Genomic DNA, 23,222 nt, shown 5'->3' with positions numbered 1-23,222 from the left:
AGTATTCGCCCGTCAGTGGAGTAAACTGATGGTCGGATGGCTAATTTTTGCGAGATAATGCGATGATCAAACAACGGACTTTAAAACGTATTGTTCAGACGACTGGCGTCGGTTTACACACCGGCAAAAAAGTCACGCTGACGTTACGCCCTGCGCCGGCTAATACCGGGGTCATCTATCGTCGCACTGACTTGAATCCACCGGTTGATTTCCCGGCTGATGCCAAATCCGTGCGTGATACCATGCTCTGTACTTGCCTGGTTAATGAGCATGACGTACGTATTTCAACAGTTGAACACCTGAATGCTGCCCTTGCGGGTCTCGGCATCGATAATATCGTGGTGGAAGTGAACGCGCCTGAAATTCCGATTATGGATGGCAGCGCCGCACCCTTTATTTATCTGCTGATGGATGCTGGTATTGAAGAGCTGAACAGCGCGAAGAAATTTGTGCGCATCAAACAGCCTGTCCGGGTTGAAGATGGCGACAAATGGGCAGAGCTTTCGCCGCATAATGGTTTTACTTTGGACTTCACCATTGATTTTAACCATCCGGCAATCGACTCAAGCTCTCAGCGCTACAGCATGGACTTCTCTGCCGAAGCCTTTGCGCGCCAGATCAGCCGCGCCCGTACGTTTGGCTTTATGCGCGACATCGAAGCGTTGCAGTCCCGTGGCCTGTGCCTGGGTGGCAGCTTTGACTGTGCTATCGTGGTAGATGACTACCGCGTGCTGAACGAAGATGGCCTGCGTTTTGAAGATGAATTCGTTCGTCACAAAATGCTGGATGCTATCGGTGACCTGTATATGTGTGGCCACAACATCATTGGTGCGTTTACCGCATTCAAATCGGGTCATGCGCTGAACAACAAGCTGTTACAGGCTGTTCTGGCGAAACAGGAAGCCTGGGAATGGGCAACGTTTGAAGACGAAGCTGCGCTCCCGGTGAAATTCAAGGCACCCAATCTGGTTCTGGCGTAAGCCTGAACCTACTTATTACGACTGGTTGAGCTGGTACCCTCTCCGGCCAGTGAGGCCAGTCGTTCTAATATCTTCTTCAGTTTTTCCGGGCTCTGGCTCGCGACACTCCGTAAAATCTCTGCACTTTGCTCACTGATCTGTCTTAACGGCGGTTTCTCTGCGTCTTTTGCTCGAGTGCTGTTTTCTTGCACAGATTCCTGCCCTTTTGCAGCCAGCGAAGGATTTATCCTGATGTCGATTGACGTCAATGATGGTAATATTTGCGCACGTAAAGCTGACAGCAGGCTGGATTGTTCGTAGCGTAAGCGCATCAACCAGCTGGCGTTAGCCGTTTCGATGACCAGAATCCCCTGACGGAAGTTTGCCACACGGCACCAGGGATGCAGCTGAGCAGGAATAACCCCCTGTACTGCGCGATTCAGTTTATTCAGGGCAATAGCACGCTGCTGCACGTTTTGCAGTACGCTCTGCTCCTGAGCCATATCGAAAAAACTTTCAATTGATTGTGGGCGACTATCTCGCATAACAAGCTCCGGCGGAACACAGTGATCGGTATTCTTAATCGTTGGCGACAATTTGGCAGACGCTATTTCTGGCCGCATCTCCTTTTGGGGATGGTCGCGGCGAGTCTTGGCCTGCCTCACGCGTCAGCGCACGATCGCACTACCTTAGCAGAAACCTCGTCACGAAGCCTGGATATTGGCACCGCTGCGCGCTTCGACAGCCTTGCCCTTATTGACTCCGCCCGACGTTCATCATTTAGCGTAGATTACTGGCATCAGCACGCCATCCGCACGGTCATTCGTCACCTGTCCTTCACGCTGACTCCCTCGGCTTCACCCGCAGCCGTGGCTGAACAGCCGCTTCAGGCGCACAAGCTGGCCTTGCTGGACACGCTGAATGCGCTGCTGACCCACGAGGCGAAACCGCCGGTCATTATTCGCTATACGGCGCAACGTCAGGTTGAAGCCGCTCCCCGTCATCAAACCGGCCTTTGGCTGGCTCAGGTTCAGGGCATTCGTGCCGGACCTTTCTCGTCTCTTAATTCATAACAATAGCGTCTGTTTAAAATCAAACATTAAGCGTCCATCGTTCAAGGCGGTGGCATAGAGAAATTATTTATTATGTTAACTAAAATATTAACCAAAGTTTTTGGTAGCAGTAATGACCGCACGCTGCGCCGTATGCGTAAGACTGTTGAAACGATCAACAAGATGGAGCCGGATTTCGAGAAGCTGTCTGACGATGAGCTGAAAGCGAAAACCGTTGAGTTCCGCGCGCGCCTTGAAAAAGGCGAAGAGCTGGAAAGCCTGATCCCGGAGGCGTTTGCCACGGTGCGTGAGGCCAGCAAACGCGTATTCGGCATGCGTCACTTCGACGTGCAGCTGCTGGGTGGTATGGTGCTGAACGATCGCTGCATCGCAGAAATGCGTACCGGTGAAGGTAAAACCCTGACGGCGACCCTGCCGGCTTACCTCAATGCGTTGAGCGGCCAGGGGGTACACGTGGTGACCGTCAATGACTACCTGGCCCAGCGTGATGCGGAAAATAACCGCGCGCTGTTTGAGTTCCTTGGTCTGAGCATTGGTATCAACCTGCCGGGCATGCCAGCACCGGCAAAGCGCGCCGCGTATGCTGCTGATATCACCTACGGCACCAATAATGAATACGGCTTTGACTACCTGCGCGACAACATGGCGTTCAGCCCGGAAGACCGCGTACAGCGCAAGCTGAATTATGCGCTGGTGGATGAGGTTGACTCCATTCTGATCGATGAGGCCCGTACGCCACTGATCATCTCCGGCCCGGCAGAAGACAGCTCTGAGCTGTATATCCAGGTCAACAAAATCATCCCGAACCTGATCCGTCAGGAAAAAGAAGATTCCGACAGCTTCCAGGGTGAAGGCCACTTCTCGGTGGATGAGAAATCTCGCCAGGTTCACCTGACCGAACGCGGCCTGGTTGCCGTTGAAGAACTGATGGTCAGCGAAGGCATTATGGCGGAAGGAGAGTCCCTCTACTCGCCGGGCAACATCATGATGATGCACCATGTGACGGCGGCGCTGCGCGCACACGTGCTGTTTACGCGTGATGTGGACTACATCGTGAAAGACGGTGAAGTGATCATCGTTGACGAACATACCGGCCGTACCATGCAGGGCCGTCGCTGGTCTGATGGCCTGCACCAGGCCGTAGAGGCGAAAGAGGGCGTGGAAATCCAGAACGAGAACCAGACGCTGGCCTCGATCACTTTCCAGAACTACTTCCGTCTGTATAACAAACTGGCCGGGATGACCGGTACGGCTGACACGGAAGCATTTGAGTTCAGCTCTATCTACAAGCTGGACACTATCGTAGTGCCGACCAACCGTCCGATGGTGCGTAAGGATCTGCCTGATCTGGTCTATATGACGGAAATGGAGAAGATCGGCGCGATCATCGAAGATATCCGTGAGCGTACCGCTAATGGCCAGCCCGTTCTGGTCGGTACCATTTCGATTGAAAAATCAGAAGTGGTATCCGAGGAGCTGACGAAGGCTGGCATCAGACACGAAGTACTGAACGCCAAATTCCACGCCCGTGAGGCGGATATCGTCTCGCAGGCGGGTCAGCCTTCCGCCGTGACTATCGCTACCAACATGGCGGGTCGTGGTACGGATATCGTGCTCGGTGGTAGCTGGCAGTCAGAGATTGCTGCGATTGAAAACCCGACCGCTGAACAGATCGACGCGATCAAAAGCGCGTGGAAGATCCGCCACGATGCCGTACTGGCTTCCGGTGGTTTGCATATCATCGGTACGGAGCGTCATGAATCACGCCGTATCGATAACCAGCTGCGCGGCCGTTCTGGGCGTCAGGGGGATAACGGTTCATCCCGCTTCTACCTGTCAATGGAAGATGCGCTGATGCGTATTTTTGCCTCGGATCGTGTCACCAATATGATGCGTAAGCTGGGTATGAAGCCGGGCGAAGCGATTGAGCATCCGTGGGTGACCAAGGCGATTGCCAACGCGCAGCGTAAAGTGGAAAGCCGTAACTTCGATATTCGTAAGCAGTTGCTGGAGTATGATGACGTGGCCAGCGATCAGCGCCGCGCGATTTATTCACAGCGTAATGAGCTGCTGGACGTATCTGACGTGTCAGAAACCATCGCCAGTATTCGCGATGACGTTTTCAAGGCGACTATCGACAGCTACATTCCACCGCAGTCACTGGAAGAAATGTGGGATGTTGAAGGGCTGCAGGAACGCCTGAGCAATGATTTCGACCTCAACCTGCCGATTAAAGAGTGGCTGGATAAAGAGCCCGATCTGCATGAAGAGACGCTGCGTGACCGCATTATGGATGAGGCGAAACAGCAGTATCAGCGTAAAGAAGAAGTGGTTGGCGTGGAAATGATGCGCAACTTCGAGAAGGGCGTCATGCTGCAGACGCTGGACTCCCTGTGGAAAGAGCACCTGGCCGCGATGGATTATCTGCGTCAGGGCATTCATCTGCGCGGTTATGCGCAGAAGGATCCTAAGCAGGAGTATAAGCGCGAGTCCTTCGCCATGTTTGCCGCCATGCTGGAATCACTGAAGTATGAAGTGATCAGCACCCTGAGCAAGGTGCAGGTGCGCATGCCGGAAGAAATTGAACAGATGGAAGAACAGCGCCGTCTGGAAGCAGAGCACCTGGCGCAGCAGCAGCAATTGAGCCACGTCGATGCAGAAACGGAAGCTGCAGCGTCTCTTTCCTCGCAAACCGGTGAGCGTAAAGTGGGCCGCAACGATCTCTGCCCGTGTGGTTCAGGTAAAAAATACAAGCAGTGCCACGGTCGCCTGGCGTAATCAGCCACCGATATCTGCATCAGGGCCGGAGATCCTCCGGCCCTTTTTTTATCGGTTTTGCCAGATAAACACCAGCCAGATGGCGATGGACAGAGCCGGACCAAAGGGAGCCGGGGCAGAGAGGGGCCGCCTGAGCCAGAGACGTGCCACTGTAAACGTCATCAATCCCCCCAATGACGCCAGCAACAGCACGGCGGGGAGAGCCTGCCAGCCCAGCCATACACCGCCCGCCGCCAGCAGCTTCGCATCACCTCTCCCCAACCCCTCTTTACCGGACAGTGATTTATAGATCCCCGCCAGCCCCCTGAAGACGCTATAACCTGTTGCGGCACCGGCCACGCCCTGTGCCAGAGTGACCGAAGGCACGATGCTAGCGAGATGACAGAGCAGGCCCAGCCACAGCAGCGAAAGCGTGAGACAGTCTGGCAGCAGAAAGTGCAGGCCGTCGATAAGCGCCAGAGTCAGCAGCCACCAGCCCAGCAGTAGCGCTGCCGCCAGCAACGGTCCGGCAGGCAGGAGAGAGGCCGTCAGCAGCGTCAGCAGCATGGTTATGGCTTCCGTGGCAGGATATCGCCACGATATGGGCTCCCGACACCAGCGACAGCATCCCTGTAATGCTATCCAGCTCACCAGCGGTATGTTGTCGCCCGGTGTTAGCGTTTTTCCACATCGGGGGCAGAACGAACCGGGGAACCACAGGCTGACGCGGCGCGGGGCATTTCTCTGTAAAATTAGCGGCACGCGGTAAACAATGACGTTAAGCAGGCTACCCACGCAGAGTCCGCACAAGCCCATTAACGTCCGGTAAATCCATTCCGATTCAGCATCCATACTCTGTCACTCCCCTTTATCTACACTATGGCGACTATAGCGCCGCAGGCAGATAGCGGAGCAGGGGAGTTCGCATTTGCATCACGTTACATTTCAGCGATGCGGCGAGGCTCGATCTTTCCAGTCTTGCGCTGATAACACCTTGTCATTGACAGACAAGGCTGGAATAGTGGCGGGAAAATACGTCAGTGAAGTGAGGATATGATGAAACATCTGCAAGTGGCCGTAGGGATTATTCGCCGGGACGGTGACATTTTTTTAGCGCAGCGTTCCGCCAGTTCGTACATGGCGAACCGCTGGGAGTTCCCGGGGGGCAAGATGGAAGCAGACGAAACACCCGAGCAGGCATTGAAGCGTGAGTTGCTGGAGGAAACGGGTATCGAAGTCGTCAACGCGACCCCCTATGATACGGTGGATCATACCTATGACGATCTGCGCGTCACGCTGCATTTTTTTATCGTCGACCGCTGGAAGGGGGAACCGTACGGGCGTGAAGGGCAACCTCAGCGCTGGGTTCCCCAGCGGGAGTTGCAGGCGGAAGAGTTTCCCCCTGCCAACGTCGAAATCGTTGCCCGTCTGAAAGCCAGCGCTTAAGCGCCAGCGAGTCTACTCGCGATCGAAAGGCTGTTCGCTCCATTCATCGCTGTCGGTCTGATCGCCGCTGCTGGGGATGCGTTTCTCCTCAGCGGCCCACTCTCCAAGGTCGATCAGCTGGCAGCGCTTGCTGCAGAAGGGCCGCCAGGTGCTCAGTTCATCCCAGATGACCTGTTTGCGGCAGGTCGGACAGTTCACTACGGTGACATCATTCATAACTTTTCCCTTAACAACAGGCCAGCTCGAAATCGAAGCGGGCAGGTACCTCACCGCGCTCGCTGTCCAGCGGCAGAAAACGGATGGCATAGCGGCTCTTATGGCCGGAAATCTGTGGGTAGAGTGCATCATCCAGTCGGAGCTGCATCCGCAGCAGATCTGCACCTTCCGCATTATCCTGGAAGAAGCCATTCAGGCTGGTGTGGTTGCGGAAGATCCCTGACTGCCGAATCAGATCGAGAATGATTGTCAGCGCATCCTGTATCGGGGCTAACGAATTTATCCATGTGGTGACCTGCTGATCACGCAGCGACTGGTCAATATGCAACCAGATGTGCAGCGTCGGCAGATCGAAACTACAGCATCCGCCCGGGATACTCAGACGCTGGCGGACCAGACCGATCATGCGCTCTTCCCGCAGAACCTGGCCCGTACGGGGGGCGGCCATTAACGCAGCGCCACACTGCTTGAGTTCGCCACGCAGCAGATTAATGCGTGACATATCAACGCCGGGAACGTCTGCCCAGCCCAGCAGTTTTTGCTGCTGGCGTTCCAGCTCTTTTAATATCTCCGTGCGCAGTTCACCTCGTTCAAAGACATCCAGCAGTTCTGCGGCATTGCGAAAAAAGGTCAGGGCACTAAGGTGATCGACGATTTTCTGACTGGCCGTCAGCTGCTTAAGTAAAAATTCAATACGCAGCCAGGTGCGCATTTTTTCATTCAGAGGGTGCTCAAAGAGAACGGTTGTGCTCATACAGTTAATCCCGATAGGCTGCCGCCGCCAGCGCCAGATAACGCTGATGGAGGGCGGCAACGTGGGCGATCACCGTTTCAGGCGATCCGCCGTTATCAATAATGTCATCTGCTACTGCCAGGCGCGCTTCGCGCGTCGCCTGCGCCGCAAGAATATTTTCCGCCTGTTCGCGACTGATATTGTCACGACGCATGGTGCGGTTCAGCTGTGTTTCCCGGTCAACATCGACGACCAGTACCCGGTCAGCAAGATGCTGTAAGTTATTTTCAACCAGCAGGGGGACGACCCACAAACACCATGCCGATCGGCTTAATGCTAACTGCTGTTGGGTTGCGGCGTGGATAAGCGGATGTAACAAATTATCAATCCAGCGCTTTTCCTGCGGTGAACTGAAGATTTTCTGGCGCAGAACGGCCCGGTTTAACGCGCCATCCGGATGCAGAACCTCATCGCCGTAGCGGGCATGGATGACGTCCAGAACGGGTTGTCCCTTTTCAACGACCTGGCGAGCGATGACATCGGCATCGACAACATCCACACCCAGCCCGGCAAAGGCATTTGCAATGGTGCTTTTCCCGCTGCCGATACCACCGGTCAGCGCCACGATATAGCGCATAGGACTCAACTCTCAGTGCCTTGATGAACTGCGTTTACGCCGTATACACCGTTTTGCGATACAGGTCACAAGACAAATTCACAGATAAATTTATCAGATTGTAACGTAATTAAAGTCAATTTCGCAGTCTTGTCGGCGCGTTTTTAGCGCGTATGATAGCGTCACTGGAGCTGGCACTCAGCTTGTGACAACAAGCGTAGCTCGTCAGGTGCGTCACTGCATCAACGCCATCAACCAGGAAATTTGTTATGCGTATCGAAGAAGATATTAAGTTGGGCTTCAAAGATGTTCTAATCCGGCCAAAGCGTTCCACGCTGCAAAGCCGTTCTCAGGTTGAGCTGGAGCGTCAGTTTACCTTCAAGCATTCAGGCATCGCCTGGTCTGGCGTACCCATTATTGCGGCGAATATGGACACCGTCGGTACCTTCAGCATGGCGCAGGCGCTGGCCTCGTTCGATATTCTCACCGCAGTGCATAAACATTACAGCGTTGAGCAGTGGCGGGCGTTCGTTGAGCGTTCCACGCCGGAGGTGCTTCAGCATGTGATGGTGTCTACCGGAACCTCTGAGGCTGACTTCCTCAAGCTGCAGCAGATTCTGGCGCTGTCCCCGGCGCTGAACTTTATCTGCATTGACGTGGCGAACGGTTACTCCGAGCACTTTGTCGCCTTTCTGCGGCGTGCCCGCGAAGCCTGCCCGGGTAAAACTATCTGTGCCGGTAACGTGGTGACCGGGGAAATGGTGGAGGAACTGATCCTCTCCGGGGCCGATATTGTCAAAGTGGGCATCGGGCCGGGGTCGGTCTGCACTACCCGAGTGAAAACCGGCGTGGGCTATCCGCAACTGTCCGCCGTGATTGAGTGTGCAGATGCGGCACACGGTCTTGGCGGCCAGATTGTCAGCGATGGCGGCTGCTCGGTACCTGGCGATGTTGCAAAAGCCTTCGGCGGCGGTGCTGATTTTGTCATGCTCGGCGGGATGCTGGCGGCTCACGATGAATGTGAGGGCACGGTCGTCGAAGAACAGGGCGAAAAATTTATGCTGTTCTATGGCATGAGCTCAGAGTCAGCAATGAAACGTCATGTTGGCGGTGTGGCACAGTACCGGGCAGCGGAGGGGAAAACCGTTAAGCTGCCGGTGCGGGGGCCGGTCGAACTCACCGCTCTGGATATCCTGGGAGGGCTGCGTTCAGCCTGTACCTATGTGGGTGCCGAAAGGTTGAAAGAGCTGACCAAGCGCACAACGTTTATCCGCGTTAACGAGCAGGAAAACCGCGTTTTTAACCGCTAAACCGGCCAGCCCCGCCCCGTCGGGCGGGGCATGTCTACCCCAGCGCATCCCCCAGGCGAAATACGGGCAGATACATGGCCACCACCAGCGTACCGACAATCCCCCCAATCACCACCATCATCAGCGGTTCCAGCGCCGCCGCGAGCGTATCTGCCAGCTGGTGGGTGCGTTGTTCATGCCAGTTCGCCAGCCTGAACAGCAGCGTATCCAGCGAACCAGACTCTTCACCCACCTTCACTAACTGGTAGCAAAGAGGCGTAAACAACGCATGAGATTTCAGGGCCTGATGCAGGGGATGACCTGCCTCAATGTGGCGCTGTAATTCGCCAATAGCCTCACGCCAGATCAGCGGTGACAGTGTCTTTTCCACGGCCTGCAGGCTCTGAAGTAATGTCAGTCCAGCCCGCTGTGTCAGAGACAGAGTGGTAAAAATCTGGCTTAACAGGCTGCCCTGACAAAGCGTCGAGACCAGGGGCAAACGAAGCAGTAAACGCTGTCCCACGCGCTGCCAGCGCAGAGACGTCCTGCGACGGTGCCTCCAGATGAGTGCTGCAACGGCAACACTGACGATCATCATCAGTGCCTGCTGTTGCAGAAGCTGTGAAAAAGCGATAACAGCGGCGGTAAAGGCGGGAAGGGGAGCATTAAACGTCTTGTAGATAGCGACGAACTCAGGCAGAACAAAGACCAGCATCCCCAGACTGACCAGCAGTGCCACTACGAGAATAAACAGGGGGTAGCGCAGGGCTTTTTTCACCTTCATCTGCAACTGGTGCTGACGCTCCTGCTGATTGGCCAGCTGCAGGCAGCACTCGTCCAGCTCACCGGTCAGTTCGCCGATATGAATCAGTGCCGGATACAGCGGCGGAAAGACGTCAGGCCAGTGCGTTAACGCTTCTGAAAAGGGTGTGCCAGCCGAGATGCTGTGTTGCAGGCCGGAAAGCAGCGCCTGCCAGCCCGGTTCAGGGTGATCCTCAGCCAGCAGCTGTAAGCACCCTGACAGGGACATTCCCGCCTTTAGCAAGGTGGATAACTGGCGCACAAAGGCCGTTTTATGCGCCCATTTCCAGTGCCGTGGGGCGTAGCGGCGGTCGTGCGAGATCTTCAGCGGTAGCTGACTGGCCGCCGCCAGATCACTGGCAATCTGCAGCGGGCTGGCGGCAAAGCGGTATCCCTGATGGAGTCCGCCCTCATCGTCAACCGCCTGCCAGCGATAAAGAGAACGTTTACTCATGACTTTCTCCTGCGACCCGTGTCAGCTCTTCCAGGGTGGTGTCACCACGATTGACGCAGTGCAGCCCCTCAACAAACAGGGAATTCAGCCCCTGCTGGCGGGCAATATTTGCCAGTTCTTCCGGATGAGCCGATCTTGCCAGAGCATTCTGTAACCTGGCATCGATCGGCAGCAGTTCAAACAGGGGCAGGCGTCCATAGAAGCCCGAAAAGCAGTGTTCACAACCTACCGCGCGCCAGTTCTGTACGGTCCCGGGCCAGACAGACGGAGGAAAATGGGCCGTGGCATCGGCAGGCTGACGGCAGTGGGGACAAAGCCTGCGTACCAGACGTTGTGCAATGACCAGTTTCAGCGCGGAGGCCAGCAGATAGCCCGGAACACCCATCTGTCCCATACGTACCAGTGTTTCCGTCGTGGAATTCGTATGCAGGGTGGAGAGCACCAGATGTCCGGTCTGGGCTGCTTTAACCGCAATCTCAGCGGTTTCCCCATCACGTATCTCTCCAATCATGATTACGTCTGGATCCTGGCGCAGCAGCGCACGCAGGACCCGGTGAAAATCCAGGCCTGCCCGGGGATGAATTTGAGTCTGATTAATGCCTGGCAGAGGGATCTCGATTGGGTCCTCTACGCTGCACACATTTCGCGTGATGGCATTCAGCCAGCTCAGACCACTGTACAGCGTGAACGTCTTGCCGCTGCCGGTGGGGCCGGTCACCAGAATCATGCCCTGCGGCCGGGACAGTGCTTCACGGTAGCGCTTCAAATGATGGGCTGGCATGCCAAGATTTTCCAGGGCGATAGCCTGGGTATCACTTTGCAGCAGCCGTACGACGGCTTTCTCACCGAAACGTGTCGGCAACGTAGACAGACGAAACGACTCGCTGACGCCGTTAAGCAACAGGGAGAACTGACCATCCTGCGGCACCCTGCGTTCAGCAATATCCAACCCCGCGAGGATCTTTAACCGGGCGACCAGCGGAGCGCTATTATCCTGGCCCGCCACAGGCAGGCGCTGCAGAACGCCGTCGACGCGCAGGCGAACACGAAGCCCCGCTTCCTGTGGCTCAATATGAATATCCGATGCGCGTTTCTGCAGCGCCTGGGTGAGCAGCATATCAATTTTGTCTACAGCCGATCCCGCGGATTCTTGCTGGTTTTCCGTCGAACCCTGCACGGAAGAGGCATGTTCGCGGGTAAACTGCTCTATGCGTGCCTGTGGCCAGCACTCAACATCAATGGTGCTGTGGGTAGTAAAGCGCAGGGCTGCCATCATCTCATGAGTGGGCGTTTCCGCCGTGGCAATACGCAGCCGCTGTGCGCTGTAGTCGATGATAATAGCCCCGTGCTGCTGGCAGATGATTTCTATCGCACGCTGAGTCTCTGCGGTCATGGTATCTGTTCCTCATCGAAACGGAATACCTCCTGACAGGCTTCCTTCAGGCTGACGTTTCCACTGGTACAACTGCGCTGCCAGCTTATCTGCCCATCGCTGCTATCCCACTGCGGTGTGAGTTTAACGCTTAAACCCAGCAGGCTTTCCTGGCCGGTAAGCGTAATCACCCCTGCATTTGCGGTCAGTGCAGAAACATAGCGCGAGGTCCGTTCAGCAGGAACCCCGTTACTGCCGGCACTACAGTTTCCACTGCCCCCACGCTCTATCGCGCACAGTTCGACGGCGGTTTTAAACGGCATCGCCGTCTGGAGCATATCGGTGAGCGCTGCTTTTTGCAGATAGCCCTGATAAGCAGGCAGCCCAATGGCGCTGAGAATGGCAATAATAGCGATGACGATCATCAGTTCGATCAGGGTAAAGCCCCGCTGGTGGATCATAACAAACCTCCTTGTGTATTGAGGCAGGTACCCTACTTCAGCGGGAAACCTCCGGCCAGCGTCAGACCGCGTTGTTCAGAGGCACGTCGTAAAGTGTGTTGCTGTGTTGCATGGGTACCGTCAGGGCTGGAAGCCACCCCGCAAAAGCACCGCGCGGACAAAAAAAAGGCCAGCGTATCTGGCTGGCCTGAGGTAAAACGGGGACGTTGACTGACGCGATGTCTGCTACGCGGCGTTACCCTTAGCGAAAGCGCATCGACAGATCGAGGGCATGCACATGTTTGGTCAGGGCACCGACGGAAATATAATCCACACCGGTTTCGGCAAAGGTACGCAGTGTTTGATCGGTGACATTTCCCGAGACTTCCAGCAATGCCCGGCCGTCGCTGATTTTCACCGCTTCACGCATCTGCCCGACGGTGAAGTTGTCCAGCATCACGATGTCTGCACCGGCCTGCAGCGCCTGCTCCAGTTCATCCAGCGACTCGACTTCCACCTCTACGGGGACGTCAGGGCGCAGCCAGAAGGCTTTTTCGACGGCTTTGGCGATAGAACCGCAGGCGATGATGTGGTTTTCTTTAATCAGAAACGCATCCGAAAGACCCAGACGGTGGTTGGCCCCGCCGCCGCACAGTACCGCGTATTTCAGTGCCGTACGCAGCCCTGGCAGGGTTTTACGCGTATCCAGCAGCTGTGTACGGGTGCCTTCCAGCAGGGCGACATAGCGGCTGACTTCCGTTGCCACGCCAGAGAGCGTCTGGACAAAGTTCAGTGCGGTACGTTCAGCGGTGAGGATCACCGGGGCAGGGCCGTTGACCTCAAACAGCGTCTGATCGGCAGCGATCGTATCACCGTCATCAACGTGCCAGACAATCTGCACTTTGTCCCCCAGTTGAATAAACACTTCCTCCACCCAGCGCTTACCGCAGAAAATACCCGGTTCACGCGTGATGACTACGGCGTGAGAGGCGGTGTCGGCAGACAGCAGACTGGCGGTGATGTCCTGGCAAAGGTCAATTTCACCCCCCAGGTCTTCACGCAGTGCCTGGGCGACGCCAGGCGGAATATCGTCCTCAATACGGCCCATTAATTCAGCGCGACGGCTGTCCGGATCGTAACGGCGGGATGTCATGATCAAACTCCGAAAGGTCGGATAACAGAGGCTGACATGCTAGCGTGTTTATACCGCCCATGCCAGCGACCGCCGCCGGATTACACGATGTGTAGCGGCAGCGAGATGTGTCCCACCCGGTAGCATTCTGCGGCATTCACGTCACTCAACGGCCGCGGGCTTATCTGAAAGGTTAAATGCCGCCAGGTTTGTACATCCCATGCAAGGATCTGACTGACTGAGGCTGCCTGTTCTTCGATCTCTGGGCGGTAACGTGTGAGATCTGTATAGGGGGATATGGGGGTAATAATACGCCTGGCAAAACCGGCGTTCGCCAGTGCCGATGCCGGTTGGTAGTGCAGGACCAGCCAGCTGTCAATCTGCGGCCAGCCATAATCCTGAGTCAGCCGCTGAAACGCACTGCTGGTGAGAAAGCGCGTCATACTCTCACTGTCCTGCCAGAGGTAAAAAGGCGCATACAGCGGCTCGGGAGAATGTTGTGGGCTGCCATAATCAGCGTAGCAATAGGCTTTCAGAAGCAGGCCAGGGAAACCATCAAGCCGGTGACCATTTTCGCCGATACGGGTGGTGATGATTGCCATGTCATAGTCATGTGGCAGGCGGAAACGATATTGCATGGCGATCATAATGTGTTCTCCGCTGGCCAGTGAAAAGCGTTACCGCTGGCGAAAGACCAGTCCTCAGGCTGGGTAAAACTCAGTGTGACCATCACATCTTCCGGGCGTATCGCCAGCTCGCCGGAGAGTCGATGTGCCAGGTGATGATAAAACTGCTGTTTTTGCTCCACCGTTCTGGGCCTGCCTGCGGTGATATGAAACCAGACAAATCCCTCAGATCGCGGGCCGCCAAGATAGTGGCGTGGATACACCCGCTGGTCTGGCGCATATTCGTCCAGCAGTTGAAAGCAGTCATCCGGCGGTACGTCGAAAAAATCCACCAGCGTACGGTGCAGGATCTCTGACAGCGCCTGTTTGAAAGGGGGCGTGGTGCCCCCGGGCAGGGCAATCCGGGTAAATGGCATAAGTTACTCCTGAGGTTTGCTGCCTGGCTGAGGCAGCAGGCTGAGTGCTGAAACGGCTGCGGGCCAGCCGCAATAAAACGCCAGATGTGTCATCGCTTCCGCGATTTCGCTGTCAGTCAGACCATTCTGCCGGGCGAAATCCAGATGCCAGGGTAACTGCTGGTGGCGGCCGAGCGCGATTAACGCGGCCAGGGTGATCAGACTGCGTTCACGTTTGTTTAATTCGCTACGCTGCCAGATCGTGCCAAACAGAGTCTGTTCTGTAATGGCGGCAAGCACGGGGGACACGCTGGCCAGGCTGTCACGGTCAAGCGGTGCTGTCATGCGGCTGTTCCTTTTCTGTGGAAGAAGACAGCAGCATAGAACGTAAAAATAGTTTATAAAATCGCATATATTCGTATCGATAATCCCGAAAAACAGGATGATGAATGCAGTCGTTTAAACGTATGACTTTCGATCTGGATGCGTTACGCACGTTTGTGCTCGGTATTGAACTGGGGAGTTTTGCCCAGGCCGCCGACCGGTTGAGTCGCTCGACCTCCGCCGTTAGTGCGCAGCTAAAAAAACTGGAACAGCAAACAGGGCTGCCGCTGTTACAGAAGGCCGGGCGACGGCTGGCACTGACTGATAACGGCGAGCTGCTGATGGCTTATGGCAGGCGATTACTGGCGCTCAATGATGAGGCCTTCAGTGCGCTGTCCGGTCGGGATATTGGCGGTAGCGTGCGCATAGGGTTACAGGAAGATTTTGGTGAGATCGTGCTGCCGGAACTGCTGGGGCAGTTTTCGCGGGCACATCCGCTGATACAGGTCTCTGCACGCATTGGCCGTAACAGTGAATTACTGCAGGGAATGCGTCAGGGGGAGCTTGACCTGGCATTGTGCTGGCAGGGGGATGACACGTCACGCTTTACGCAGCCGCTGCCGGCCGCCGCACTGCGCTGGATAGGGCGTGAAGGGTTTCAGCTGGCGCAATGGTTAGAGCAGGGTGAGGCGTTGCCGCTGTTGCTGTTTGAGGCACCCTGTCTGATGCGCACCCGGGGAATCGATGCACTGGATCACGCCGCCATACCGTGGCGGGTAGCTTTTACCAGCAGAAGCCTGAGCGGACTCTGGGCCGCGGCCTCCGCCGGACTGGGCGTGACCCTGCGCACTCAGTTTGGGCTTCCGCAGGGGCTGCAGGTCTTACATCATCCGCTGCTGCCGCCGGTCGGGGATTTGGGCATGGCACTGCTTCAGGGGCAGGAGGTATTACCGCCTGCCGCCGCGCGCCTGCGCGCGATACTGCTGGCGCAACTGGCTCCGGTTTTACCCGAGGCCAGTCTGGCTACAAAGGCATAATTTTACCGCTATACAGTACCTGCCCTGTCGGTTGTCCGGTCGGGGAACCGCCGCGCGGCTCAAGGCTGATCGCCAGCGTCGGTAGCTGTGCTATCTGGCGTGACGTGACGTCAACGCGCTGACGCTCTCCCTCTGTCACCAGCCCCAGAGACTGCGGTTTCTCACCTGGCGGGATGAGCCAGAGCTGTAAACTGTGGTCGGGTTGAATGGCCGGGGCATTGACGGCCTCCACCATCAGCTGCGTTTTATCCGGGCTGAGGCTGACGACCCAGGACCCCTGCTGGCTGTCACCGTTAAGTACCGCAATGGCCTGCTGTGCTGGCGGCACGCTGAACTGTGTATACAGCAGCGCTCCGGCAAAGGAGGCGGCCAGCACCCATCCCACCCAGGGCCAGCGCGGGCGGTGTGCAGGCGCAATGTCAGCGGGAAGCCCACGGGATATTCGCTGCCAGACGGCTTCAGGAGGGGGAACGGGAGTCACCTGCTGGTCGAGTTCAGCCAGTGAATTCTGCCAGCGGCTGACTTCTGCCGCCAGCTCAGGCTCCTGCAGCAGGCGGCGGGCAAAACGCTGACGTGCGGCACCGCGCAGCGTGCCAAGGGCATATTCTGCGGCCAGGGCTGAGTCAAAATCGCGTCTGCTTTTCATATGCCCACACACTCTTTCAGTTGAGTTAATGCACGGCGGATCCAGCTTTTAATGGTTCCCGCAGGTTGTTCCAGGTGCAGCGCAATTTCGCTATGTGACAATCCCTGATAATACGCCAGCGTGATGCTCTGACGCTGTTCAGACGACAGCTGTGTCATGCAGTCTGTCAGTCTGCGTGATTCTGATCCTGAAGGTAAGTCAGCGCTGAGGGGCGTCATGGCGAACAGATCGTCATCCTCTTCCAGCGCGTCGACACGGTTATCCTGCAGGCGCAAATAATCAATCGCGCGGTTGCGCACAATATTGGTAAGCCAGGTTTTAGGGGCGCTGAGTGCCGGATCAAAGCTGTCAGCACGCTGCCAGACGATAAGGAAGCTGTCATGCAGCACCTCTTCTGCCCAGTCGCGACGGCGTAACATACGCAGTGCAATGGCAAAAAGGTAAGGTGAATAACGGCGGTAGGTCGCCTCAAATGCCTGTTTATCACCGGCCGCGATGGCCTTCATAAATAAAATCTGGCTATCCGTTACGTCGTCCGTCATGAAGCATCCTGAAAAAAGAGGTGCAGAAGGAGTGTAAAAAAACCTGCTGCACCAATTATATACCCTTTATTTTAACATCAGCGGGTATATTTAGTTTTTCCCGAGTGTTGGCACACGATGGATTAAGGCATCAGTACCGTATCAATAACATCAATCACGCCATTTTTTTGCTGCACATCATAGGTGCTGATATTGGCGACGTTGCCTTTATCATCTTTTACCTGGATATTGTGAGGGCCGTTCATCATCAGCCACAGAGGGGCACCGTTAACAGTTTTCAGCTCTGCACTGCCGTTCCCCTGTTTGATTTTTTTCATCAGCGCTTTCATATCATATTTTCCGGCGACCACATGATAGGTCAGCACGCTGGTCAGCGTGGCTTTGTTTTCCGGTTTCAGCAGATTATCCACGGTGCCTGCCGGCAGTTTGGCAAAGGCGGCATTGGTCGGCGCAAAGACGGTGAACGGGCCTGGACCTTGCAGGGTTTCTGCCAGGCCGGCTGCTTTCACCGCGGTCACCAGTGTCGTGTGGTCTTTCGAATTCAGGGCATTTTCAACGATATTATGGGAAGGGGACATGGCGGCCCCACCCACCATCACGGTATTCCTCGACATCTCAGCCATGGATGCAGCACTGAACAGCATTGAAGCACACAGGGCGGTACGGATGAACGTTTTCATGATGAGTTCCTTAGCGTAAGAGAAGGCATTTTTGCCTCACATAGCTATCTACGGATGAGGAGTGAAATCGGATGCAAAAAAGTAAAAATATTTTCTCACAGGGTAAAATGAGCGGCAGATAAGTTTGATTCAGCAGAAAAAAATCATGTTAATCTGCTGGAGTCTGAACACAGGAGAAGCGGTATGCAGCTGCAAGATGGGTGGATTTCGGGGGTACGGCAGGTGCCGTCGCCGCACAGTAATCAGCGACCGGAAGGGGAATCCCCCTCACTGCTGGTGATCCACAATATCAGTCTGCCACCCGGTGAATTTGGCGGCCCATGGGTCGACGACTTGTTTACCGGACAGCTTGATCCCAGCATTCACCCGTACTTTGCTGATATCTGCCATTTAAAGGTCTCAGCACACTGTTTTATTCGTCGCGATGGTGAAATCGTGCAGTACGTCCCTTTTCACCTGCGTGCATGGCATGCCGGCGTGTCACGCTATCAGGGGCGAGAGGCCTGCAATGATTTTTCCGTGGGTATTGAGCTGGAAGGGACGGACACGCTGCCCTATACCGATGCACAATATCAGACGCTGTGTGCAGTGACGGCATTACTGACACAGCACTACCCCGCTATGGCACAGCACATCACCGGGCACAGCGACATTGCGCCTGAACGTAAAACGGACCCGGGCCCCTCTTTTGACTGGGCGCGTTATCATGCTGACCTTGAGCATACGGGAGTGAAGCTATGACGTTATTCAGCCTGTTACTGGTTCTGGGATGGGAAAGACTGTTTAAAATGGGCGAGCACTGGCAGCTTGACCATCATTTAATACCGTTATTCCGCGCCCGCCGCCACTTCTCTCTGCTTCGCACGCTACTGATGACCGTACTGATGATGGCGGCGGTTGCGCTATGTCTGCTGGCGCTGAAAGGGCTGTTTTTTGGTGTGCCTAAGCTGCTGTTTTGGATCGTCATTGGCCTGTTGTGCATCGGGGCCGGGTCGGTACGCCTGCACTATCACGCTTATCTGAAAGCTGCCAGCCACAACGATCGTGATGCACACCAGGCGATGATTGAAGAGTTAACGCTGATCCACGGTGTTCCTCCGGAGTGCAGTGAGCGTGAGTTTCTGTCAGCGCTGCAAAATGCACTGCTGTGGATCAACTACCGGTTTTACCTGGCACCGCTGTTCTGGTTTGTGGTGGGGGGGCCGTGGGGGCCGGTGCTGCTGGTCGGCTACGCTTTTCTGCGAGCGTGGCAGAGCTGGCTGGCACGTCAGCAGAACCCGCTGGCGCGGGCACAATCAGGTGTGGATGCCATTCTGCACTGGGTTGACTGGGTCCCGGTACGCCTGGTCGGTGTCGCGTATGCCCTGCTGGGGCACGGTGAGCGTGCGCTGCCTGCCTGGTTCGCTTCGCTGGGCGACCGCCACACGTCTCAGTACCAGGTACTGACGCGACTGGCTCAGTTCTCTCTGGCGCGCGATCCCCACCTCGATAAGGTGGAGACCCCGCGTATCGCGGTTGCGCTGGCAAAAAAAGTGTCGCTGGTTGTGGTCGTGGTGGTGGCGTTACTGACGATTTACGGCACGCTGGTGTAGCGTCGTATCCGTATCCGCCGGTGGCGTGCCAAACTGCGGCATGCCGCTGGCATCCCAGCGGAATGTTTTTATCCGCGTATGGCGATTAGGGTCATACAGCGGGTCCCCTTCAATTTCGGTGTAGTTACGGGCGTGATAGACCAGCACATCCTCGCCGTTTTCACCCGTAGTAAAACTGTTGTGTCCGGGGCCATACTGGCGGTTTTCCCAGCTGGTGGTAAAGACCGGTGCGGCAGATTTTTGCCAGTTTGCCGCCTGCAGCGGATCCGCGTCGGCATCAATCCAGAGCAATCCCATGCAGTAGTTCTCGTCGGTAGCGCTGGCAGAATAACTGACAAACAGCCGCTGACCGTGGCGAATGGCCGCCGGGCCTTCATTCACGCTAAAACCGGCGCACTCCCATTCATACTGCGGGCGACTGATCATCACCGGGTGGCCCTTGATCTGCCACGGGGTGGCCAGCTCTGCCAGATAGAGGTTGGAATTTCCGGGAATAGCCGGATCTTTCTGCGCCCACAGATACCAGTTTTTCCCCTGATGAACGAAGTGGGTGGCATCCAGCGCAAAGCTGTCGATGGGGGTCAGGATCTGCCCGCGCTCCACCCACTTTCCGCTGAGCGGGTCGGCATCATCACAGGTGAGGGCAAACATCCGGTGCTGGAACAAGCCCTGTTTGATCTCCTGTGACGGCGCGGCAGCAAAATAGATCACCCACTGCCCGTCAATCAGATGCAGCTCGGGTGCCCATATTAATGCACTCATTGGCCCGCGTTCGGGCTTGTGCCAGACGACTGCCGCCCGGGCCTCTGCCAGTCCGTCCAGCGTGGTGGCGCGGCGGATCTCCAGCCGGTCATACTCCGGCACCGAAGCGATAAAGTAGTAGCTTCCCTGATGGCGCAGTATAAACGGGTCGGCACGCTGTTCGATTAAGGGGTTAGGCCAGTGGCTCATCGTGCGGCTCCTTGTGGTTTTGTTTTCAGCTCTTTGCTGTTGTGGTAATCGTTCAGCTCCTGATAGTTAGTGCGGCGCTGTTCCAGGTCGCTCTGGATTTGCAGCATCAGCGTACGGTCCACTTTCAGCAGGCGCACCACACCGGCGGTGATCAGGTAACCCACCGCCGGGATCACGGTAAACAGCAGGACGATGCCGTTTAAAGCGGCCGGGCTCTGCTGTTTTGCCCCGGCATTGTAGCCGTACCAGGAGAGCAGGAAGCCGACCATCGCCCCGGCCACTGCCAGCCCGACCTTCAGGAAGAACAGGTTGCCGGAAAAGCTGATACCGGTGATACGTTTGCCGGTTTTCCACTCACCGTAGTCATCCACATCGGCCATCAGCGACCAGTGTAGCGGTGAAGGGATCTGATGCAGAATATTCAGCAGGAAGTACATCACCAGCACCAGCATGGTGGCCTGCGGGTCGAGGAAGTAGAACCCGCCAGAGAAGATCGCCAGCGCAATATTGGTCCAGAAGAAGACTTTCAGTTTACACCAGCGGTCGGTCAGAACCTTTGCCAGCGTGCTACCCACCATCATGCCAACCACGCCCAGGCTGATAAACAGCGTGGCAAAGTGGGTCGACTGCTGCATCACCCATGTGACGTAGTACATGGTGGCGGCCATGCGGATAAAGCCGGGGCAGACGTTGCAGAAGGTCAGCAGCAGAATACGCACCCACTGATCGTTCTTCCACACGTCCCGCAGATCCCCCTTCAGGTCGTCATGAGTGGGGACGGCCGGATGAATACGTTCGCGCACCGTGGCAAAGCAGAACAGAAACATCATCAGGGCGACCAGCGCCATCACACCCATAGCCATCTGGTAGCCGCGCGCCTTATTGTCACCGCCAAACCAGTCCGCCAGCGGCAGCAGCGTCAGCGAGAGGATCAGGGTGGCGACGCCAACCATCACAAAGCGGTACGACTGGCAGGAGACACGCTCACCCGGGTCACTGGTGATCACGCCGCCCAGCGAGCAGTAAGGAATATTGATCGCCGTATAGGTCAGGGACATCAGGAAGTAGGTGGCGAATGCCCAGATCACCTTGCTGTTGTAGGTCCAGTCTGGCGTGGTAAACATCAGTACGCTGAACAGCACGTAGGGCAGGGAGATCCACAGCAGCCATGGGCGGAACCGCCCCCAGCGACTCTGCGTGCGGTCGGCAATCGCGCCCATAATCGGGTCCGTCACGGCATCGATTACCCTGACTGACAGCAGCAGCACCCCGACCAGCGCCGGGGCAAGGCCGAAGACGTCAGTGTAGAAATAGTTAAGAAAAAGCATGATGGCACCGCCGATCATATTGCATCCGGCGTCGCCCATCCCGTAACCAATTTTTTCTCTGACTGAGAGCCTGGTGCTCTTCATGGATTATTCTCCCGCGTATCATTCGTGATCGAGAGTATTCACGCTTATCGCGCGCTGTGCGCAGGTGCAAAACGTCGCAGAGATGGACAAAACGCCTGGGGAGGGGAAAGTGTGAGGCAGATAACAGTTCGGCCAGCTTATGCTGGCCGAATCAGAAGCGAAGGTGATGATTATCCGCGCTGAGTGCGGTTTTTCACCCAGTAGCCGACGGCGAGGATCAGTACCCATACCGGGATCAGCCAGACGGAGATTGCCATGCCTGGGGTGATCGCCATCAGTACCAGGATACCGGCCAGGAATAACAGGCAGATCCAGTTACCCAACGGGTAGAACAGGGCCGGGAAGCGGGTTTTAATCCCCTGCTGGTCCTTCTTACGGCGGAACTTCATGTGCGCCAGGCTAATCATCGCCCAGTTGATGACCAGAGCAGAAACCACCAGCGCCATCAGCAGGCCAAAAGCCTCGCCCGGCATCAGGTAGTTCAGCAGCACGCACAGGGCAGTGGCCACGGCGGAGAACAGAATGGAGATCACCGGCACACCGCGACCGTCCACTTTCAACAGCGCTTTCGGGGCGTTGCCCTGCTGCGCCAGGCCAAACAGCATACGGCTGTTACAGTAAACACAGCTGTTGTACACCGACAGCGCCGCCGTCAGGATCACGACGTTAAGGGCGTTGGCCACCAGGGCATCGCCCAGCTCGTGGAAAATCAGCACAAACGGGCTGGTATCGGCAGTGACACGCGTCCACGGCATCAGTGAAAGAAGGACGGCCAGTGAGCCGACATAGAAAATCAGGATACGGTAGATCACCTGGTTGGTGGCTTTGGGAATGCTGGTTTCCGGGTTATCGGCTTCTGCCGCCGTGATACCGACCAGCTCCAGACCACCGAAAGAGAACATGATGATGGCCATCATCATGATCAGGCCGCTAAAGCCATTCGGCAGGAAGCCCCCCTGTTCCCAAAGGTTACGCACGCTGGCCTGCGGGCCACCGGTACCGCTGAACAGCAACCAGCCGCCGAACAGGATCATCGCCACGACGGCAACGACCTTGATTATCGCGAACCAGAACTCCATTTCACCGAACACTTTGACATTGGTGAGGTTGATCGCGTTGATCAGCACAAAGAAAACGGCGGCAGACATCCAGGTGGGGATATCGGGGTACCAGAACTGGATATATTTGCCCACTGCGGTCAGTTCGGCCATTGCGACCAGCACATACAGGACCCAGTAGTTCCAGCCGGAGGCGAAACCGGCGAAATTACCCCAGTATTTATAGGCAAAGTGGCTGAAGCTGCCTGCAACAGGCTCTTCCACTACCATTTCGCCCAACTGGCGCATAATCAGGAAGGCGATAAACCCGGCGATGGCATAGCCAAGTATCACGCCGGGACCTGCGGATTGAATCACCGATGCACTGCCCAGAAACAGGCCAGTACCGACGGCACCGCCTAATGCAATCAGCTGGATATGGCGGTTTTTCAGACCACGCTTCAGCGTTTCGCCCTGCTGTTGTTCCATAGAAACCTCGTACTTATTATTTTTTAATGTATTAAAAACTTTACGCTGTCGTGTAAGCGAAAATAGGGCAAAACCTATCCTGGCGAAGAGAATAGTGTTAAGTGACCGCTAATGCACTCGCTTTTGCTTTCTGTGCGAAAGAATGCCCAAAAAATCAACGATCGCTCTCAGTTTTATCATTCTCATTTTCTGTCACAAATCAG

Annotated in this window: 26 protein-coding genes; 8 read left to right on the top strand and 18 right to left on the bottom strand. The window is 56.1% G+C overall.

Features of this window, described 5'->3' with window-relative positions:
• Positions 1-62 precede the first annotated feature (62 nt).
• Entirely contained in the window at positions 63-980 is a 918-nt protein-coding gene (gene lpxC / locus ACZ3HG_RS17060; RefSeq protein ID WP_062747283.1) for a UDP-3-O-acyl-N-acetylglucosamine deacetylase, read from the top strand.
• 8 nt (positions 981-988) lie between these two features.
• On the opposite strand, the gene ACZ3HG_RS17055 is transcribed toward lpxC, so the two are convergent.
• Positions 989-1,504: a DUF721 domain-containing protein gene (locus ACZ3HG_RS17055; RefSeq protein WP_191934144.1), complete on the bottom strand. Its 516-nt coding sequence runs from the start codon at positions 1,502-1,504 to the stop codon at positions 989-991.
• 21 nt (positions 1,505-1,525) lie between these two features.
• On the opposite strand from ACZ3HG_RS17055, the gene secM reads away from it, so the two are divergent.
• Positions 1,526-2,032 carry a secA translation cis-regulator SecM gene (gene secM / locus ACZ3HG_RS17050; protein ID WP_191934143.1) on the top strand — a complete coding sequence of 169 codons (507 nt, stop codon included), beginning with the start codon at positions 1,526-1,528 and terminating at the stop codon, positions 2,030-2,032.
• Positions 2,033-2,104: 72 nt separating this feature from the next.
• Positions 2,105-4,810, top strand: coding sequence for a preprotein translocase subunit SecA (gene secA, locus ACZ3HG_RS17045; RefSeq protein WP_191934142.1), 2,706 nt, complete (start codon positions 2,105-2,107; stop codon positions 4,808-4,810).
• Positions 4,811-4,858: 48 nt separating this feature from the next.
• On the opposite strand, the gene ACZ3HG_RS17040 is transcribed toward secA, so the two are convergent.
• Positions 4,859-5,641: a prepilin peptidase gene (locus tag ACZ3HG_RS17040; protein ID WP_465333510.1), complete on the bottom strand. Its 783-nt coding sequence runs from the start codon at positions 5,639-5,641 to the stop codon at positions 4,859-4,861.
• A 204-nt stretch (positions 5,642-5,845) separates the two neighbouring features.
• Between ACZ3HG_RS17040 and mutT the strand changes: the two genes are divergently transcribed.
• On the top strand, positions 5,846-6,235 hold the full coding sequence (mutT, locus tag ACZ3HG_RS17035; RefSeq protein ID WP_191934374.1) for an 8-oxo-dGTP diphosphatase MutT: 390 nt from the start codon (positions 5,846-5,848) through the stop codon (positions 6,233-6,235).
• 12 nt (positions 6,236-6,247) lie between these two features.
• Here mutT and yacG read toward each other — a convergent pair whose 3' ends face one another.
• The 3 genes from yacG to coaE are packed head-to-tail and all read right to left on the bottom strand — an operon-like array spanning position 6,248 to position 7,821.
• Positions 6,248-6,451: a DNA gyrase inhibitor YacG gene (yacG, locus tag ACZ3HG_RS17030; protein ID WP_191934140.1), complete on the bottom strand. Its 204-nt coding sequence runs from the start codon at positions 6,449-6,451 to the stop codon at positions 6,248-6,250.
• A 10-nt stretch (positions 6,452-6,461) separates the two neighbouring features.
• Entirely contained in the window at positions 6,462-7,205 is a 744-nt protein-coding gene (zapD, locus tag ACZ3HG_RS17025; protein ID WP_191934139.1) for a cell division protein ZapD, read from the bottom strand.
• Positions 7,206-7,209: 4 nt separating this feature from the next.
• Positions 7,210-7,821, bottom strand: a complete 612-nt coding sequence (gene coaE / locus ACZ3HG_RS17020; protein WP_062747268.1) for a dephospho-CoA kinase — start codon at positions 7,819-7,821, stop codon at positions 7,210-7,212.
• 248 nt (positions 7,822-8,069) lie between these two features.
• Between coaE and ACZ3HG_RS17015 the strand changes: the two genes are divergently transcribed.
• Complete coding sequence (locus ACZ3HG_RS17015) at positions 8,070-9,110, top strand: GMP reductase (RefSeq protein WP_191934138.1); 1,041 nt, start codon at positions 8,070-8,072, stop codon at positions 9,108-9,110.
• Positions 9,111-9,144: 34 nt separating this feature from the next.
• Here ACZ3HG_RS17015 and hofC read toward each other — a convergent pair whose 3' ends face one another.
• From hofC to ACZ3HG_RS16980, 7 genes are all read right to left on the bottom strand, one after another.
• Positions 9,145-10,344: a protein transport protein HofC gene (gene hofC, locus ACZ3HG_RS17010; protein WP_465333507.1), complete on the bottom strand. Its 1,200-nt coding sequence runs from the start codon at positions 10,342-10,344 to the stop codon at positions 9,145-9,147.
• Positions 10,337-11,737, bottom strand: coding sequence for a type II secretion system protein GspE (gspE, locus tag ACZ3HG_RS17005; RefSeq protein ID WP_191936149.1), 1,401 nt, complete (start codon positions 11,735-11,737; stop codon positions 10,337-10,339). Before gspE ends, hofC begins: the two co-directional genes overlap by 8 nt.
• Complete coding sequence (ppdD, locus tag ACZ3HG_RS17000; RefSeq protein WP_191936150.1) at positions 11,734-12,177, bottom strand: prepilin peptidase-dependent pilin; 444 nt, start codon at positions 12,175-12,177, stop codon at positions 11,734-11,736. Before ppdD ends, gspE begins: the two co-directional genes overlap by 4 nt.
• Before the next feature lie 241 nt (positions 12,178-12,418).
• Positions 12,419-13,309, bottom strand: coding sequence for a carboxylating nicotinate-nucleotide diphosphorylase (nadC, locus tag ACZ3HG_RS16995; protein ID WP_191936151.1), 891 nt, complete (start codon positions 13,307-13,309; stop codon positions 12,419-12,421).
• 80 nt (positions 13,310-13,389) lie between these two features.
• The gene (locus ACZ3HG_RS16990; RefSeq protein ID WP_191934133.1) at positions 13,390-13,935 is read right to left on the bottom strand and encodes a DUF4865 family protein; all 546 of its coding nucleotides are present in this window, start codon (positions 13,933-13,935) and stop codon (positions 13,390-13,392) included.
• A complete protein-coding gene (locus ACZ3HG_RS16985; protein WP_191934132.1) occupies positions 13,932-14,330 on the bottom strand; it encodes a tautomerase family protein in 399 nt (132 codons plus the stop codon). The genes ACZ3HG_RS16990 and ACZ3HG_RS16985 overlap by 4 nt, the downstream gene beginning before the upstream one ends.
• Before the next feature lie 3 nt (positions 14,331-14,333).
• Entirely contained in the window at positions 14,334-14,654 is a 321-nt protein-coding gene (locus ACZ3HG_RS16980) for a carboxymuconolactone decarboxylase family protein (RefSeq protein ID WP_191936152.1), read from the bottom strand.
• Between the two features lie 104 nt (positions 14,655-14,758).
• On the opposite strand from ACZ3HG_RS16980, the gene ACZ3HG_RS16975 reads away from it, so the two are divergent.
• Positions 14,759-15,670 (top strand): LysR substrate-binding domain-containing protein, encoded by a 912-nt coding sequence (locus ACZ3HG_RS16975; RefSeq protein ID WP_465333504.1) that lies wholly within the window; start codon positions 14,759-14,761, stop codon positions 15,668-15,670.
• On the opposite strand, the gene ACZ3HG_RS16970 is transcribed toward ACZ3HG_RS16975, so the two are convergent.
• The 3 genes from ACZ3HG_RS16970 to ACZ3HG_RS16960 all read right to left on the bottom strand — a co-directional run bounded on the left by ACZ3HG_RS16970 (position 15,657) and on the right by ACZ3HG_RS16960 (position 17,538).
• A complete protein-coding gene (locus ACZ3HG_RS16970; protein WP_191936154.1) occupies positions 15,657-16,316 on the bottom strand; it encodes an anti-sigma factor in 660 nt (219 codons plus the stop codon). The genes ACZ3HG_RS16975 and ACZ3HG_RS16970 overlap by 14 nt on opposite strands.
• Complete coding sequence (locus ACZ3HG_RS16965; protein WP_191934128.1) at positions 16,313-16,858, bottom strand: RNA polymerase sigma factor; 546 nt, start codon at positions 16,856-16,858, stop codon at positions 16,313-16,315. Before ACZ3HG_RS16965 ends, ACZ3HG_RS16970 begins: the two co-directional genes overlap by 4 nt.
• Before the next feature lie 122 nt (positions 16,859-16,980).
• Positions 16,981-17,538 (bottom strand): fasciclin domain-containing protein, encoded by a 558-nt coding sequence (locus ACZ3HG_RS16960; RefSeq protein ID WP_191934127.1) that lies wholly within the window; start codon positions 17,536-17,538, stop codon positions 16,981-16,983.
• A gap of 183 nt (positions 17,539-17,721) precedes the next feature.
• On the opposite strand from ACZ3HG_RS16960, the gene ampD reads away from it, so the two are divergent.
• Together ampD and ampE are read left to right on the top strand one after the other, a co-directional pair.
• Entirely contained in the window at positions 17,722-18,279 is a 558-nt protein-coding gene (gene ampD / locus ACZ3HG_RS16955) for a 1,6-anhydro-N-acetylmuramyl-L-alanine amidase AmpD (protein WP_191934126.1), read from the top strand.
• Positions 18,276-19,130, top strand: a complete 855-nt coding sequence (ampE, locus tag ACZ3HG_RS16950) for a beta-lactamase regulator AmpE (protein ID WP_191934125.1) — start codon at positions 18,276-18,278, stop codon at positions 19,128-19,130. The genes ampD and ampE overlap by 4 nt, the downstream gene beginning before the upstream one ends.
• Here ampE and ACZ3HG_RS16945 read toward each other — a convergent pair.
• The 3 genes from ACZ3HG_RS16945 to aroP form a co-directional block, all read right to left on the bottom strand.
• Positions 19,101-20,081 carry a glycoside hydrolase family 43 protein gene (locus ACZ3HG_RS16945; protein WP_191934124.1) on the bottom strand — a complete coding sequence of 327 codons (981 nt, stop codon included), beginning with the start codon at positions 20,079-20,081 and terminating at the stop codon, positions 19,101-19,103. The two genes, ampE and ACZ3HG_RS16945, sit on opposite strands and share 30 nt — an antisense overlap.
• Positions 20,078-21,493, bottom strand: coding sequence for a glycoside-pentoside-hexuronide (GPH):cation symporter (locus tag ACZ3HG_RS16940; protein ID WP_191934123.1), 1,416 nt, complete (start codon positions 21,491-21,493; stop codon positions 20,078-20,080). The genes ACZ3HG_RS16945 and ACZ3HG_RS16940 overlap by 4 nt, the downstream gene beginning before the upstream one ends.
• A gap of 170 nt (positions 21,494-21,663) precedes the next feature.
• A complete protein-coding gene (gene aroP, locus ACZ3HG_RS16935) occupies positions 21,664-23,019 on the bottom strand; it encodes an aromatic amino acid transporter AroP (RefSeq protein ID WP_191934122.1) in 1,356 nt (451 codons plus the stop codon).
• Between the last annotated feature and the right edge of the window lie 203 nt (positions 23,020-23,222).

Source organism: Erwinia sp. PME.40.26/001, from assembly GCF_055556675.1.
The sequence above is the reverse complement of the archived record's forward strand: the minus strand, read 5'-3'. Positions and strand labels throughout refer to the sequence as shown.